The 15386-nt window shown below is 63.8% G+C and carries 12 protein-coding genes; 11 read left to right on the top strand and 1 reads right to left on the bottom strand.

Annotated features, from left to right (window positions below; genetic code table 11):
* Nucleotides 1–230 precede the first annotated feature (230 nt).
* The 11 genes from JOZ76_RS19370 (at nucleotide 231) to JOZ76_RS19320 (ending at nucleotide 14306) form a co-directional block, all read left to right on the top strand.
* Nucleotides 231–1154: an amino acid ABC transporter substrate-binding protein gene (locus tag JOZ76_RS19370; RefSeq protein WP_291700888.1), complete on the top strand. Its 924-nt coding sequence runs from the start codon at nucleotides 231–233 to the stop codon at nucleotides 1152–1154.
* Between the two features lie 147 nt (nucleotides 1155–1301).
* Nucleotides 1302–3191 carry an ABC transporter substrate-binding protein gene (locus JOZ76_RS19365; RefSeq protein ID WP_291700886.1) on the top strand — a complete coding sequence of 630 codons (1890 nt, stop codon included), beginning with the start codon at nucleotides 1302–1304 and terminating at the stop codon, nucleotides 3189–3191.
* Nucleotides 3192–3249: 58 nt separating this feature from the next.
* Nucleotides 3250–4254, top strand: a complete 1005-nt coding sequence (locus JOZ76_RS19360; RefSeq protein ID WP_291700884.1) for an ABC transporter permease — start codon at nucleotides 3250–3252, stop codon at nucleotides 4252–4254.
* Entirely contained in the window at nucleotides 4254–5120 is an 867-nt protein-coding gene (locus JOZ76_RS19355; protein ID WP_291700883.1) for an ABC transporter permease, read from the top strand. The genes JOZ76_RS19360 and JOZ76_RS19355 overlap by 1 nt, the downstream gene beginning before the upstream one ends.
* The gene (locus JOZ76_RS19350; RefSeq protein ID WP_291700881.1) at nucleotides 5117–6148 is read left to right on the top strand and encodes an ABC transporter ATP-binding protein; all 1032 of its coding nucleotides are present in this window, start codon (nucleotides 5117–5119) and stop codon (nucleotides 6146–6148) included. The genes JOZ76_RS19355 and JOZ76_RS19350 overlap by 4 nt, the downstream gene beginning before the upstream one ends.
* Nucleotides 6145–6969 (top strand): ABC transporter ATP-binding protein, encoded by an 825-nt coding sequence (locus tag JOZ76_RS19345; protein ID WP_291700878.1) that lies wholly within the window; start codon nucleotides 6145–6147, stop codon nucleotides 6967–6969. Before JOZ76_RS19350 ends, JOZ76_RS19345 begins: the two co-directional genes overlap by 4 nt.
* A gap of 14 nt (nucleotides 6970–6983) precedes the next feature.
* Nucleotides 6984–8531, top strand: coding sequence for an arabinosylfuranosidase ArfA (gene arfA, locus JOZ76_RS19340; RefSeq protein WP_291700877.1), 1548 nt, complete (start codon nucleotides 6984–6986; stop codon nucleotides 8529–8531).
* 314 nt (nucleotides 8532–8845) lie between these two features.
* The gene (locus tag JOZ76_RS19335; RefSeq protein ID WP_291700874.1) at nucleotides 8846–10522 is read left to right on the top strand and encodes a carbamoyltransferase family protein; all 1677 of its coding nucleotides are present in this window, start codon (nucleotides 8846–8848) and stop codon (nucleotides 10520–10522) included.
* A 192-nt stretch (nucleotides 10523–10714) separates the two neighbouring features.
* On the top strand, nucleotides 10715–11032 hold the full coding sequence (locus JOZ76_RS38290) for a hypothetical protein (RefSeq protein WP_366112794.1): 318 nt from the start codon (nucleotides 10715–10717) through the stop codon (nucleotides 11030–11032).
* A 430-nt stretch (nucleotides 11033–11462) separates the two neighbouring features.
* Nucleotides 11463–12596, top strand: coding sequence for a hypothetical protein (locus JOZ76_RS19325; protein WP_291700872.1), 1134 nt, complete (start codon nucleotides 11463–11465; stop codon nucleotides 12594–12596).
* Nucleotides 12597–12689: 93 nt separating this feature from the next.
* Nucleotides 12690–14306: a M56 family metallopeptidase gene (locus tag JOZ76_RS19320; RefSeq protein WP_291700870.1), complete on the top strand. Its 1617-nt coding sequence runs from the start codon at nucleotides 12690–12692 to the stop codon at nucleotides 14304–14306.
* Between the two features lie 74 nt (nucleotides 14307–14380).
* Here the strand turns inward: JOZ76_RS19320 and JOZ76_RS19315 are convergent, their stop codons facing one another.
* Complete coding sequence (locus JOZ76_RS19315) at nucleotides 14381–14767, bottom strand: VOC family protein (protein ID WP_291700868.1); 387 nt, start codon at nucleotides 14765–14767, stop codon at nucleotides 14381–14383.
* Nucleotides 14768–15386 lie beyond the last annotated feature (619 nt).

Below are 15386 nucleotides of genomic sequence, written 5' to 3'. Positions count from 1 at the left end.
CGTCGAGACCGAGGCGCAGCTCGATGTTCTGGCGCAAGCCGGCTGCGATTTCGCGCAGGGCTATTTGCTCGGGCGACCGGCCTCGATCGACCAGTACGCTGCGATCGTGGGCCGACCGGCCCGTCTCGACCGGCGCGGCCCGCCGGCCAGCCGCCTCTTTACGGCATGAAGCGAGAAATGACCGGGCGATTGCAGACATGATTTATCGATTTCAACGAGGAGATGGAGCGATGCGTATCAAGATCATGCTGGCCGCAGCCGCGCTGAGCGTCGCGAGCCATGCGGCGATGGCCGAAGAACTCACCGGCACGCTGGAGAAGATCCGGAGCACGGGCATCATCACGATCGGTCACCGTGAATCATCGACCCCGTTTTCCTTCTATGACAGCAACGAGAAGGTCGTGGGCTATGCCATGGACCTCTGCTACCTGGCCGCCGACGCGGTGAAGGCGAGGCTTGGCCTGCCAAAACTCGACATCAAGCTCGTGCCTGTCACGCCGTCGGGCCGCATTCCATCGGTGTTGAACGGCACGATCGATCTCGAATGCGGCACCACCACCAACAACATGGAGCGGCAAAAGGTGGTGTCGTTCTCGATCACCTATTTCGTCGCCGCGAATCGCTTCATGGCCAAGAAGAGTGCCAATCTGCGGACATTGGACGACCTCAGGGGCAAGATCGCGGTCTCTACCATCGGTTCTACCAATCTCAAGCAGCTCAGCGAGCTCAACGCGCAGCGCAATCTCGGCCTCACCATCCTCGCGGCGAAGGACAATGGCGAAGCATTCCGGATGCTGGAATCCGACCGCGCCGACGCCTTCGTGATGGACGATATCCTGCTCTACAGCCGGATGGCGCATTCGGCGGCGCCCGGCGACTACATGGTGTCGGAGGAGGCGCTGTCGGTCGAGCCTTACGGCATCATGCTCCGGCGCGACGACCCGGCTTTCAAGAAGGTGGTCGACGATGCGCTGGCCGCGGTCTATCGCAGCGGCGAGATCAGGAAGATCTATGCCAAATGGTTCCAGGCGCCGATTCCGCCGAACGACATCAATCTCAACGTTCCGATCAGCGCGCCGCTGCAGCGTACCATCGAGCATCTGATCGATAGCGGCGATCCCGCCGCGTATCTTTCGGGGAGCCCCACGCAGTGAAGCTGCGCGTCCGGATACCTCATGACCGGCTCGCTCGCGCCTCATCATCGTGAGGGGCGGGCGCGTGGGCGCTGCGGAAATAGCGATTGACGGAAACAATCGAGGGTGCTTACTGAGTTCAACGAGAAGAACTGAAGGGAGGCAACCATGCATGCGCTGCGGCATCTTGCGCTCGCCTTGTTTCTCGCAATGTGCGCAGTCTCTGCCAGCGCTGAGGAACTGATCTCCGATCTCCCCCGTAACGAGACGCTGATCGTCGAAAATCCCGAAGGAACGATCAAGAACGCCGGCTGGTTCAACATCTGGGCGATCAATGCCGGCGGCCAGTCCACGGGCTTGCACCAGCTCGCGATGGACACGCTCTGGTACCTCGACCCCCAGCACGGGCTCGACGGCGTGTGGATGAACTCGCTCGCCGCCGAAAAGCCGATCTACAATGCCGACTTCACCGAGATGACCGTGAAGCTGCGCAGCGGCATCTACTGGAGCGACGGTGTGGAGTTCACCGCCGATGATCTGGTGTTCACCACCGAGCTGCACATGAAGACGAATGGCCTGCGCTGGAGCGCCCCGTTCCAGATCAATGTCGCCTCGGTATCCGCCCCGGACCGCAACACGGTGATATTCAAGCTCAAGAAGCCGAACTCGCGCTTCCATTCGCTGTTCACGGTGCGCTGGGGCGCCATATGGATCATGCCGAAGCACGTCTTCGAAAAGGTCGCGGACCCGCTTAAATTCGACTTCAACAAGCCGGTTTCGCTCGGCGCCTATGTGCTGCATAGCTACGATCCGAACGGCAAATGGTTCATCTGGCAGCTGCGCGACGACTGGCAGCGCACGACGCTCGGCCGCTACGGCAAGCCGGGTCCGAAATACGTCGCCTATGTCGATCCTGGCCCGCCCGACAAGCGCGTGATCGCCCAGCTCAACCACGAGCTCGACATCATCCACGACACGTCGGCCGAGGGTATGTTCACGCTGGCGAAGCAATCGAAGACGTCGCGCGGCTGGTTCAAGGGCTTTCCTTACGCCCATCCGGACCCGACCTTGCCGGCGGTGATCTTCAACCTGCAGAACGACACGTTCAAGGACCGCCGCGTGCGCTGGGCGCTTGCGCTCCTGATCGACATCAAGGCGGTTTCAATGGCTTCGTATCGCGGAGCCGCGACGATCTCCGCGATCGCGATCCCGCCGACCGGGACACACACCGAGAGCTACCACGCGCCGATGGAGGCGTGGCTCAGGGATTTCGAGCTCGATACCGGCAAGCGGACGATCAAGCCGTACGATCCGAATATCGGCAGGCAGATCGCCGAGATGCTGCGGCCGTCGATGGGCGAGCAGATCCCGACCTCCGCTGACGACATCGCAAGAGCCTTTGGGCGCGGCTGGTGGAAGCCCGACCCTGCGGCTGCCAGCGAACTCTTGCAGGCGGCCGGTTTCACCAGGCGCGGCAATGACTGGATGACGCCGGACGGCAAGCCGTTCGCGGTGCGCCTCGTGGTGGAGGGTGATCTGCGTCCCGTCATGACCCGGGCCGGCTCGATGATCGCGCAGCAATGGCGGCAGTTCGGCATCGATGCCAAGACCGAGGTGGCGCAGGGCACGTTACCCGACCGCCGTCAAGCCGGTGATTTCGACGCCATGATCTCGTGGAGCGTCGAGACCTATGGCGGCCACCCGGACCTGTCATACTTCCTCGACAGCTGGCATTCGCAGTTCGTGGCGCCGCCCGGCAAGATGCAGACGCCGCGCAACTGGCAGCGCTGGGCTTCGCCGGAGCTCGACAAGATCATCGAGCAGATCCGCAGCACCGGCTTCGATGATCCGAAAAGCGTCGACCTGGGACGCGAATTCGTAAAGCTCGCGGTGCGCGAGATGCCGATCATCCCGCTGATGGCCTACAACGTCTTCACCGTGATGGATCAGACCTATTGGACCGGATATCCGACCGCGGAGGGCGACCCCTACACCGATCCGGTGCCGAACTGGGGCAACTCGCGCGCCATGATGGTGCGGCTGAAGCCGGCGAAGTGACGAAGCGGGCAGGCGTGATGGATCTGTCGCCGGAGCAACCTGGAGAGTGCGGGCACCGATGCAGGCCTACGCGATCTATGCGCTGAAACGGCTCGCCCAGTTCGTGCTCGTCGTCTTCATCGGCATCAATCTCGCCTACCTCATTTCGCACGCGACCCCGATCGACCCGGTCGAGCAGACCGTGTCGGCCGCGACCTCGTTCGGCAACGCCAGCCCCGAGGCGATCTTGATGATGCGCGCCTCGCTGCGCGAGCTCTACGGCCTCGAAGGCGGCGCCGTCAGCCAGTATGCCGCGTTCTGGCGGCGCGTACTGGTCGGCGATTTCGGGCCATCGCTGTCGGCCTTTCCGACCCCGGTTTCGACGCTGATCGGCCGCGCGCTGCCCTGGACCGTCGGGCTGCTGTCGGTTTCGACCTGCCTCGCCTTCGCGCTGGGCAACCTGCTCGGTGGGCTCGCCGGCTATTTCCGCGAGAGCCGCATCCTCAAACTCGCGGGTATCGCGGCGATGGCGGTCCATCCGATCCCCTACTACATAGTAGCCTTCGTGCTGCTCATCGTGTTCGGCTATCTCTGGCCGGTGTTGCCAATCTCGGGCGGCTATCGCATCAACACGCCATGGGGCTGGAACGCAGAGTTCGTCCTGAGCGTCGTCACCCACGCGATCCTTCCGGTCGCCTCGCTCGTGCTGGTCGGCGTCGGCGGCTGGTTCATGGGCATGCGCTCGCTGGTTTCCAACATCGTGAGCGAGGACTACGTCGTCTATGCGGAGCTTGCCGGCGTCAGCCGCGGCAGGATTCTCGGTGCCTACGTCATGCGCAACGCGTTGGCGCCCCAGGTCACCGGGCTTGCCATGTCGCTGGGCTCGATCTTCAACGGCGCCATCATCACCGAGCAGGTCTTCGGCTATCCGGGCATCGGAACGCTGCTGATCCAGGCCGTGCATGCCGGCGACTACAGTCTCGTGATCGGCATTGCATCGGTCTCTATCGTCGCCGTGTCGGTCGCCGTGCTCATCATCGACCTGCTCTATCCCTTGCTCGATCCGCGCGTGAAGGTCGCGTGATGTTCACTGTTCTGCGCGACCTCTTGCGATACCGGACAGAGTTCCGCTTCGGCGCCATCCTGACCGGCTTCATTGCGGCGTTCGCGGCCTTGTCGCTGGTCTCGCCTTATCCTCCGCAGGACCAGTTCGTGGTCCCGCCGGACCTGCCGCCCTCCTGGTCCTACTGGTTCGGGACCACCTCGCGCGGTCAGGACGTGTTCTGGCAGCTCACCTTCGCGATCCGCAATACGATGCTGTTCGGTCTCTCGGTCGCGGTCCTCTCGCGCCTCGTCTCGATCGCGATCGGGATGTGGTCGGGCTACAAGGGCGGCATCGTCGATCGCCTGCTGATGTCGGTCAACGACACCTTCATCGTCATCCCGCTGTTCCCGCTCCTGGTGCTGTTCTACTTCGTGCTGCGCGACAGGATGTCGTGGCCGCTGCTGGCGCTGGCCATGGCGTCGCTCGGCTGGGCCTATGACGCGCGGCTGATTCGCGCGGTCGCGCTGAGCCTCAGCTCGCGCGAGTTCACCCAACAATGCGTGTTCTCCGGCATGCGCACGCGCGAGATCGTGTTCCAGGAGCACCTGCCTTACGTGCTGCCGATCGTGTTCTACACCACGATGAACAACATGAACTGGTCGATCGGGCTCGAGGTGACGCTGTCCGTGCTCGGCTTCACCGACATCGACACGCCGACCGTGGGCGTCATGATCTACTGGGCCAACCAGCACACCGCCCTCGTTGCCGGTGTCTGGTGGTGGGTGTTCTTTCCCGTGCTGTTCGTCATGATCCTGTTCATCGGACTGTTCCTGCTCGCCATTTCGACCAACGAATACATCGACCCGCGCAGCCGTCTCGCGCGCATGGGAGACGTCTCCGGATGAGCGCGCCGCTTGCGAAGGTTGCGGATGCGGAGCGCGTCCTCGACGTGGCGAACCTGCGGGCCTATTACCAGACCTGGCATTTCGGGGTTAGCCGCGACGTGCGCGCAGTCGACGGCGTCACCCTCCATGTCGATCGCAACGAGATCTACGGGCTCGCGGGCGAATCGAGTTGCGGCAAATCGACCCTGATCAGGACCATCGTCCGTGCCATCCGCCCGCCGCTGGCGGTCGTCGAGGGCTCGGTGCGGTTCGATTTCGGCGGCCGCGCCTGCGATATCTACGCCCTGGATCGGGCGCGGCTCGCCGGCATCCGCTGGCGCCATCTCTCCTACATCCTGCAAGGCTCGATGAATGTTCTCAATCCGGTACGCCGGGTGCGGGAATCTTTCGTCGACTTCGCCTTCCGTCACATCGGCAAGCCGATGCCGCAGTTCCTTGCGCTGGTCGAGGATCACCTCGCGAGGCTGCGGCTCGATCCCGCGGTGCTCGGCAGCTTTCCGCATGAACTCTCCGGCGGCATGCGCCAGCGCGTGACGATTGCACTGGCCAGCGTGTGCCGGCCCGATTTCATCGTGGCCGACGAACCGACCACTGCGCTCGATGTGGTGGTGCAGAAGGACGTGCTCGCCCTGCTACGCGAGGTGCAGCGCCAGATCCGTTCTTCGATGATTCTCGTCACCCACGACATCGGCGTGCATGCCAACGCGACGGACCGGCTGGGCGTGATGTATGCCGGTCGCCTCATCGAGGAGGGCCGCACTGGCGAGGTGATCCGTGAGCCGCGCCATCCCTACACCGCGCAGCTCGTTACCAGCCTGCCGCGCATTGGCGACATCGAACCGAAGCAGGGCCTCGACGGCGCACCGCCGAGCCTCGCCGCGCCGCCGCCGGGCTGCCGTTTCCATCCGCGCTGTCCGCTCGCGATGGAGATGTGCCGCCGGGAGCACCCGCCCATGGTCGAGGTCGCCGCAGGGCATCGCGTGGCCTGCTGGGTCAAGGCGCCGCCAGGCGGGATGGCGGCGCCATGAGCGCGCTGCTCGACATCGATCGGGTCGGAATGACCTATGTTTCCGGCACCCTGCTGGCGCGGCGCGTCGTGCGGGCCGTCGACGATTTGAGCCTGCGTCTGGAGGCCGGCCGGCCGGAGATCGTGGCGATCATCGGGGAGTCCGGTTCGGGCAAGACCACGCTCGCGCGCATGATCCTCAATCTGGCGACACCGACCGACGGCGTGATCCGTTTTCGCGGCACCGATGTGGCGAAAATCCGCAGCAATCATGCGCGCGCCGACTTCATGCGGCAGGTGCAGCCGATCTTCCAGAACCCGTTCGAGGCCTTCAACCCGCTGAAGCGGGTCGACCGCTATCTGTTCATGAGCGCGCGCCGCCTTGCCGATGCGCGCGGCGCCGAGGTCGATGCGCTCGCCGACAGGGCACTGCACCAAGTCGGCCTGTCGCTGGCCGAGCTCAGAGGCCGCTTTCCCCACGAGCTTTCCGGCGGGCAGCTGCAGCGCGCCGCGATTGCGCGGGCGCTGATCTCCGCGCCAAAACTGATCGTCGCCGACGAACCGGTCTCGATGGTCGACGCATCGCTGCGGATGTCGATCGTCAACCTGTTCAGATCGCTGCGCGACGAGTTGCACGTATCGATCGTCTACATCACCCACGATCTCGCGACCGCCTATTACATCAGCGACCGCGTGCTGATCATGCAGCGCGGCCGCGCCGTCGAGAGCGGCGCAGCGCGCGAGGTGCTCGCCAACCCGCAGCATCCATATTCGCGCCTTCTGAAAGCGTCCGTGCTGTCGCCCGAGGACGCCGGCAAGCCGACCATTGCCGCCAACACCTGAACGAGGAGAAGAGCATGCCCAAGGCCGCCGTGACACTCGACCGCGACAATGTGATCGGGGCAACCGACCGGCGGCTGTTCGGCGCCTTCATCGAGCATCTCGGCCGCTGCATCTATGGCGGCATTTTCGAGCCAGGCCATCCCGAAGCCGATGCGAGGGGATTTCGCAAGGATGTGCTCGCAATGGTGCGCGAGCTCGCGCCGACCATCATGCGCTATCCCGGCGGCAATTTCGTCTCCGGCTACAACTGGGAGGACGGCGTCGGGCCGGTCGAGCAGCGCCCGCGCCGGCTCGATCTCGCATGGATGTCGACCGAGCCGAACACGTTCGGGACCAACGAATTCGTCGACTGGTGCCGCGCCGCCGGCATCGAGCCGATGCTCGCGGTCAATCTCGGCACGCGCGGCGGGGACGCCGCGCGCAATCTCGTCGAATATTGCAACCATCCGGGCGGGACCGCGCTGTCGGACCTGCGCCGCAAGCACGGCTTTGAGCAGCCGCATGACATCAGGTTCTGGTGTCTCGGCAACGAGATGGACGGCTGGTGGCAGATGGAGACCAAGACCGCGGCCGAATACGGCCGCATCGCCGCCGAGGCCGCCAAGATGATGAAGTGGATCGATCCTTCGATCGAGCTCGCGGCCTGCGGCTCGTCGGGCCGCACCATGCCGACATTCGGCACCTGGGAAGACGTCGTGCTGGATCACACTTTCGACCACGTCGAATACATCTCCCTGCACACCTATCTGAACAATTACGCTGATGATGCGGCCGCGTTCCTCGCGAGCCCGGACCTGATGGACGATTTCATCGAAGAGGTCGTGGCCATTGCCGACGCGGTCGCGGCGCGACGGCGCTCCGACAAGCGCATCATGCTGTCGTTCGACGAGTGGAACGTGTGGTACCGCACCCGCCGGAGCCGCGAAGGCCGCGTCAAGCCGGGCTGGCCGGTCGCGCCGGAGATTCTCGAAGAGCCCTACACCATGCTGGACGCGCTGACCTTTGGCGGCGCCTGCATCTCGCTGCTCAATCATGCCGACCGCATCAAGGCGGCCTGCCTCGCGCAGCTCGTCAACGCGATCGCCCCGATCATGACCGCGACCGGCGGGCCCGCGTGGCGGCAGACGATCTTCCATCCGTTCGCGGATTTCTCTAGACTCGGGCGCGGCCAGGTGCTGCGCGCCGTCGTCGACTGTCCGACCTATGCGGCAAGCTATTTCGATCCGCGGGGAACGGTGGACGCCCATTATCCGCTGCCCGCCGTGCCGTATCTGAAACTGTCGGCCGTTCATGACGACAAGGCCGCGATACTGACGCTGTTCCTGCTCAACCGCCATCTGACGGAGCCGATGACAGTCGGGCTCACCGCGCGGGGTTTTGCCGGTTTCCGGCTCGTGCAGGCGCATCAGCTCTGCGACGCCGATCTGGACGCGATCAACTCCAGGGAGAAACCTGACCGCATCCAACCAAGATCGCTCGGCGGCGTCGCCGTTCGCGATACCGGGCTCGACGCGACGCTCGCCCCTGCGTCATGGAACGTGATCCGCCTGCAAGGATCCTAGATGCCCCGGCGGGTCGCTGCCGATCGGCTCACCAATGCGACTGCGAGGCGGCCTTGCAATCCGGCGTTGAATTTACACGCTCTGTTTTGTTTGACGCGGGGCGGTGACGCAGCCCGTCATCGGTAGCGTCGGCGAGCCGCGTCGCAGGCCTGCCACGATACTACCTCACTATTTCCCGCAGGTTGGATATTCTGCTGCGGGCCCGCCTACTTGTTCATCAGGCGGGCCGCAAATCTCGATGTGATGAACGGCGCGGACATCCGATCGAGACGGCGCTTGCAGAGCGGAAGAGATGGATGGGTGGAGGAGGGCTGGTGAACGTCCTTGGAATCAATTCAGTGTATCACGAGTCGGCCGCCGCGCTGCTGGTCGACGGCAAGCTCGTTGTCGCCGTCGAGGAAGAACGGTTCAATCGCATCAAGCACGGCAAGCAGGCCGAGTTCGACAACCCGCATCAGCTCCCCGAACGGGCCATTCGCCATTGCCTGAACGCTGCCGGGCTCACCGCCCGCGATATCGGTCGCGTCGCCTACTCGTTTGATGCAAAAATGCGTCGCAAGCAATATCGCGCCGAGTGGTGGGATCCGCGGCTGGAGGAAACTTTTCGGCTGCGGCTCGGCCAGGTGCGCGGTGCCATCGAAGACCTGCTGGGACGTTCGCTGGGGCCAAAACTGCATTTGGTGCCGCACCACATGGCGCACGCCGCTTCGGCCTATTTTCCCTCGCCCTTCGATCGCGCGGCCATCCTCACCATCGACGGCATCGGCGAGACGGCCGGCTCGACGCTCGCCAAGGCGGTCGGCACCCGCATCCAGTCGGTGGAGACATTCGAATACCCGCATTCGATCGGCTTCGTGTGGGAGGTGTTCAGCGGCTATCTCGGTTTCTCGCATTACGATGCGTCGAAGGTCATGGGGCTTGCCGCCTACGGTGATCCCGAAATCTTCCGCGAGCAGCTTCGATCGATCGTGCGCGCCGACGAGGTCAATTACGGCGTGAACCGCGAGTTTCTCGGTTTTCACGGCAGCGGGTTCGCCAGAATGGAAGCCATGTTCGGGCCGCCGCGCGAGTCGAATGCCGAGATTCTGCCGCGGCATGCCGACATGGCGGCTGCCTTGCAGGAGGCGACGGATGCGGCGGTCACGGCGCTGGTCCGGCGCGTCAAGCGCAGGGTGCCGTTCGACAATCTATGTCTGGCCGGCGGCGTCGCGCTGAATTGCGTGACCAATGACGTCGTCAGGCGATCCGGTGAGTTCGCCAACGTGTTCATACCGTCCGCGCCGCACGATGCCGGCACGGCAATCGGCGCCGCCTTTGCCGTGCATTGCGCGACGCAGAAGCGCCCGCCCGAGCGCGGCAAATCCACGCCGTATCTCGGGCCCGCGTTCAAGCGGAGCGACATTCTGGCCGCGGTCAAGTCGGCGGGTTTTGCGGCACGGCGAAGCAAGTCCCCCGCGCGCGACGCGGCCAACTTGATCGCGGACGGCAAGATCGTCGCCTGGTTTCAGGGCCGCATGGAGTTCGGCCCGCGGGCGCTCGGCAACCGCTCGCTGCTGGCCGATCCGCGCCGGCCGGACATGCGCGACATCCTCAATCAGAAGGTCAAGCACCGGGAAGATTTTCGTCCCTTTGCGCCGAGTGTCCTGGCGGAGCACGCCGAGGAATGGTTCGAGGTCGGTACGCAGACGGCGAGCCACGAGTTCATGCTGTTCGCATGCGCCGTCAGGGATGACCGGCGCGACCTGATTCCGGCCGTCGTCCACAAGGACGGCAGCGCCCGGGTCCAGATCGTGAGCAGGACATCAAATCCGCGCTTTCACGAGCTGATCTCCTGCTTCTTTGCCAAGACCGGCGTGCCGATCGTCGTCAACACGTCGTTCAACGATTCCGAACCGATCGTCTGCGCACCCACCGACGCGATCGTCACGTTTCGCAAGTCGGGCATCGACGCATTGTTCATGGATGACGTGTTTCTGACGGCGCAGGCCTGACGTCGTCCTCTAATCACACCTGCGGCACATCGAGGACTGCCTCGCAGCGCTCGACGGCGTGGCAGGACTGAGCGCGCGCGACCGCGACGTCCTGATCGCGGCGATCTGGTTGCACGACATCATATACAATCCGACTCGCTCCGATAATGAGGACGAAAGCGCAAAACTCGTCGTATGATCAGGTTGACCAGAATGCACGATGTACGGCCGGACGATCGCCTCGGCGCGATCCTGATCTCGATCGATCTCAAAATTCTCGGCGCTGCGCCTTCCGCCTACGCAGCCCATGCGGCGGCGATCCGCAGCGAATACGCACATGCCCCCGACGATGCCCATCGTGCCGGACGCCTTGCCGCGCTCGAGCGCTTTGCGGCCCGGCCGGTGATCTGCCCGGACGCGACCTTCGCCGCACGATTAAGGCCAGGCAAGAGCGAACATCGCCCGCGAGATCGAGACGCTGCGGGCCGGCGCTCCAAAGGGCTAGGTCCGGGCTTCGTCTGCCCAATATGAGCCGGCATGGTCGGCAGGCCCGGGCTCGGCTCGTCCGTTTCTAGGTCGTTTGAGGGAGCAATTCCGTCACACAACAGTCCGATGGGGCCAACCATGAAGCCGCAAAGAGGGATGAGTGGTGACGCCAAGCGTGAACGCTCACCGCATTCGGCTGGTAGCGCCTTTGCTTTCGCTGCTTTCACAGGCGATCACGGCTCGACTGCGCATTTGAAGTAGCCGCCAGGATGCGGTCTCGTGTTGCGTGTTGCTGCAAAACCGGCTATTGAGCTGCCCGCAACACCAATGATGGAGGCGACCATGTCTATGGCTGCGCGCTTCCCGGGTTCGACGCGCGATACGTGACGCGCTCCCGGGATTTTAAGTCCCGGATGAGATTTCAAAACCCTCAAACTCAATTCAATCAGTGGTCCGTACCTGCGGACGTGTTGTCATGCCTTCGTCTCTGTTGCTGGCCCCTCGTCGGGAGGCCGGGCGCGCTGACCTGCTCGAACGGCGGCTCAGGCGATTTCATCCCCGCTGCCAGGGCGCGGTGCGCGCCTTGGCCATGCGGCACGCCCGCATTGCGGATCTTGCGGTCAGCTTTCCCGCGCTGCTATTTGCGCTGGCAGTCCCGCGGCCCGGGCTCGATCCGGCGCGGGCGCTGGCATGCGTGATCGATGGCAGGCCCCTCGCCGAGGTGGCGGCGGTCGCCGGCGTGCCGATGTGGCTGCGAAAGCTGCCACCGGAGGCGTTTTGCGGTCCGATCCCAAATCTGCCTGACGGCGACTTGTTTCGCCGGCAGATCGCCAACCACCTGCCGCGTTCGCCAAAACTTGCCCCGGCCTGGTTGCAGGTCGTGGCGGAGGCGGCCGAGCTCGCGCACGCGCCGGCCGCGATATGGATCGCGCGCGAGTTCGTCCGTGCCGCGCCACCGCGGGTGAACCCTGTGCGATTGCGGCTGATCGCTCTCTGGTCGTGGTTTTCCGTCCAGCCGGCGACATTTGGATGCGACATGATCAATAAGCCATGGACGCCGGACATGCGCATGGATCAGGCCGTCGACGCCGCTGACGACTGGCGGATGATCATCGCATTGCATCTCAATCTCGGCCGTCAGCCGATCGCCGACATGTGGCTCGCGCCGGGTCAAGTGGCTGGTTACGATTTCGTGCCGTTGAGTTCGACTGCCGCCATCATCGCGGAAGCGGCGGCCATGAAGAACTGCCTGCGCACCTATGGTTACAACCTGGCGCATAATCGCTCGCGGCTCTGGAGCGTGCGGCGCGATGGCGCACGCGTCGCCACGCTCAAAGTGGCCTGCGCCTTTCGTGATCCCTTGCCGATGATCGTCGAACTGAGGGGGCCTGGAAATGCGGACGTGCCGCGCGAGCTGTCGTGGGCGGCGCGGAAATGGCTGCACATGCATGATCTGTCACAAATCGATATGAGCCAGCGCAAATGGGGTACGGCGCCGCTCGACCGCATCCTTTGGCGGTCGCTGTGGCGGCCCTATTGGCTCGCCAGGCGCCGCATTCCAGTGTGGCTGCCGATCGGGCCCTCCCGCGCCGCGCTCGACGCGCTCTGAGACAAAGAACGGAGAGATTCGAAACTATTCTCATAGTTGACAGGCACCGTCGAACCCGGCATGATCTACTATAAGACTAGTAGGATGATTTGAATGTTGTCCTGGATGCTCTACGCCATCATCGTGAGCCTGCTGATAGGCTTTGCCGCCCTCGCGTTCGAGCGGTCGGCGCAGGTTCGACGAAGGCCGACGCGGTGGCTGTGGGGATTGGGCATCGTTGCCTCTGTCGTGTTCCCCCTCGTCGCTCCCAGGATCTCGGTGCAAATCCCGGAAATGACGCGCCTCACTGGCCAAGCGATATCTCCCAACATGCTTGCGCCGCTGCAGGCGCGGGCAATCGAACTCCCGCGGGTTGCGTGGCCGATCGCCGACGGCGATCGGATCCAGGCATTCTACGGTGTGGGTACGCCGCTGGAATGGGCTTGGCGCATTGCATCCGTGGCGCTGACCGTCGTCATCATCGCCAGTAGCGCAGGCTTATCGTGGCGCCGGCAATGCTGGCAGCGGGGTTACCTGGCGGGCACTGCCGTCTGCATATCGAAGGATTCTGGCCCCGCCGTCGTTGGGTTTCTGCGTCCGGTTATCGTGGTGCCGCATTGGCTGACGCAATTGTCGCCCGGCGAACAGGAACTGGTGATCGCGCATGAGCAGTCCCATCTCGACGCGCATGACGGTCGGCTGCTGACGATCGCCATCTGTCTTCTCGTCTGCATGCCGTGGAACCCGGTGCTGTGGTGGCAATTGCGGCGTCTCCGCCTGGCAATTGAAATCGACTGTGACGCCCGAGTCCTGAGCCTCGGCCACCCCATTGCACGCTATGGCGAGACCCTCATCGCCGTCGGTGAAAGGCAGTCTGCAAGCCACGCGCTGGCGATCGCCAGCTTCGGATCGAAGTCATTCCTGGAGCAAAGGATTCGAAACATGCGGACGAAAACCAGACGCGCGCGGATATGGACGATGGCGATGGCCTGCCTTGGTGTCAGCCTCGCGGTTTGTGCGGCTGAAGTGGCTCCGCCGAAGGCCGAACTCGCCGGCAAAACATCGTACCAGGAGATATCAGTAGATCCCCAGTTGCTCGACGGCTATGTCGGAGCTTATCGGTATGGCAACGCTGTCCTGCGGATCACCCGCGACGGGCAGGAATTGGCCGCGAGTCTTTCGGAACAGCCAGGACATCCGATCTACCCGCGGAGCACAACGGAATTTTTCTACAGACGAAACGATGTACAGATCACCTTCATCCCCGACATGACGGGAAAGGCAGTGTCGCTGATCGTGCACCGGAGCGGCGGCGACGTGAAGATGATGCGGATCGATGCGGCCACGGCGCAAGGGATCGCGAGTGCGGCGGCGGAGAGACAGAAAACGCAGTCATCGGACGGGGGACGTGACGCCGCCCTGACCCGCGTCGTTAACGGCGTCATCACTGGCAATCTCGACTATGACGATACGCGGTCTTGGTCGTCCACTGTTCGGTTGTCAAAATTGCAGTCCGTCATTGCGCCATTGGGGGCACTTCAGTCGGTCCGATATCTCGGTGTCGATAACCAGGGCGATGACGTCTACACGATCGAGCAGGAACACGGCGTGTCGCACTGGCGAGTCGTGTTGGATCCCAAAGGATTTATTTCCGGGGTCATGGTCACGCCGGGACAGCACGGCGTGCTGATGGACGAAGACGAAGCGGTCGCCGGATTGATCGTCCCATAAAACGTGCCCTCGGGCTTGACCCGAGGGATCATGCGGACAATGGCTGGAGCGCCGCCGAAGCGATGACTCGGCCGTCACGCCGGGTCGTGGCAGACGGCCTCGATGTTGTTGCCGTCGGGGTCGCGGACGAAGGCGCCGTAATAGTCCTGGTGATAATGGGGCCGCAGGCCCGGAGCGCCGTTGTCGCGCCCGCCCGCCGCCATCGCGGCCTTGTAGAAGGCATCGACGGTCGCGCGGTCCTTGGCGCGGAACGCGACATGAGTCGCGGTCACGGCGGCCTGGCCGGTGCCGAGCCAGAAATCCGGGCGGGTGTCGCCGAAACCGGCGTGGTCGCCATGGCCGCCGGTCTGTTCGTCGGTGACTTCCATCATCAACGTGTATCCCAGCGGGGCAAGGGCCGCCGCGTAGAAGGCCTTGGCGCGATCATAGTCGGATACGGGAAAGCCGACGTGGTCGATCATGTGGTCCTCCGTTCGAGCAGGCCATGATGCGCCCGAACTGGCGCGGCAGCAACGGCGTGCGCGGTGCGCGTGCTATGCGTTATTGGCGTCCGCAAGCAGCGCCAACGTTGATTCTATCGGCATGTCCAGTCCCCGGCGCAAAAATATTTTGCTTCCGTTTTTCGTAAAAATATGTTTCATTGTCGGTGTCCCGCCTCGATGAGAGGGGCGCATCGCGATCGTCACGACACGCGAGGCGGGATGCGATGGACGCGATGGCGTTGCCGGACGAGCAGCGATGTCGCGGACGGCGAAGTCGTGTGGTCCTGGCCTCCCGACGCTGAGGCCAAGTCGGCGAGAGATGATCTCGCTGACGACAGGAGCAAGAAAGCTCGGTTCCTGGGGAGAGCGCGAAGGAAACCGTTAAAACCATCGCGCAGGGAAGGCCGGATGATTTGGCCAATCCTGTGGTAACTGCCGCCAGCTTTTTTTGTTGCTGGCGGGCCATGGGTGCGGCCTGCACCCGGCCTTCCCCATAGGCGTTAAGATAGCACGGGCATCGATTGATATCGACGTTTTCGTGGAGGCTCGTAGAGATGCCTGCGGAGTGTCCGTTTGCAGTGACGCAAGCAGCGGATGG

This window comes from Bradyrhizobium sp., assembly GCF_019244115.1.
Taxonomy (GTDB): domain Bacteria; phylum Pseudomonadota; class Alphaproteobacteria; order Rhizobiales; family Xanthobacteraceae; genus Bradyrhizobium.
The sequence above is the reverse complement of the archived record's forward strand: the minus strand, read 5'-3'. Positions and strand labels throughout refer to the sequence as shown.

Coding starts and splice junctions, on each gene's coding strand:
- JOZ76_RS19315 (WP_291700868.1), bottom strand. CDS start 14,767: ATGATCGACCACGTCGGCTTTCCCGTATCCGACTATGATCGCGCCAAG.
- JOZ76_RS19320 (WP_291700870.1), top strand. CDS start 12,690: ATGTTGTCCTGGATGCTCTACGCCATCATCGTGAGCCTGCTGATAGGC.
- JOZ76_RS19350 (WP_291700881.1), top strand. CDS start 5,117: ATGAGCGCGCCGCTTGCGAAGGTTGCGGATGCGGAGCGCGTCCTCGAC.
- JOZ76_RS19370 (WP_291700888.1), top strand. CDS start 231: ATGCGTATCAAGATCATGCTGGCCGCAGCCGCGCTGAGCGTCGCGAGC.
- JOZ76_RS19360 (WP_291700884.1), top strand. CDS start 3,250: ATGCAGGCCTACGCGATCTATGCGCTGAAACGGCTCGCCCAGTTCGTG.
- JOZ76_RS19355 (WP_291700883.1), top strand. CDS start 4,254: ATGTTCACTGTTCTGCGCGACCTCTTGCGATACCGGACAGAGTTCCGC.
- arfA (WP_291700877.1), top strand. CDS start 6,984: ATGCCCAAGGCCGCCGTGACACTCGACCGCGACAATGTGATCGGGGCA.
- JOZ76_RS19325 (WP_291700872.1), top strand. CDS start 11,463: ATGCCTTCGTCTCTGTTGCTGGCCCCTCGTCGGGAGGCCGGGCGCGCT.
- JOZ76_RS38290 (WP_366112794.1), top strand. CDS start 10,715: ATGCACGATGTACGGCCGGACGATCGCCTCGGCGCGATCCTGATCTCG.
- JOZ76_RS19365 (WP_291700886.1), top strand. CDS start 1,302: ATGCATGCGCTGCGGCATCTTGCGCTCGCCTTGTTTCTCGCAATGTGC.
- JOZ76_RS19345 (WP_291700878.1), top strand. CDS start 6,145: ATGAGCGCGCTGCTCGACATCGATCGGGTCGGAATGACCTATGTTTCC.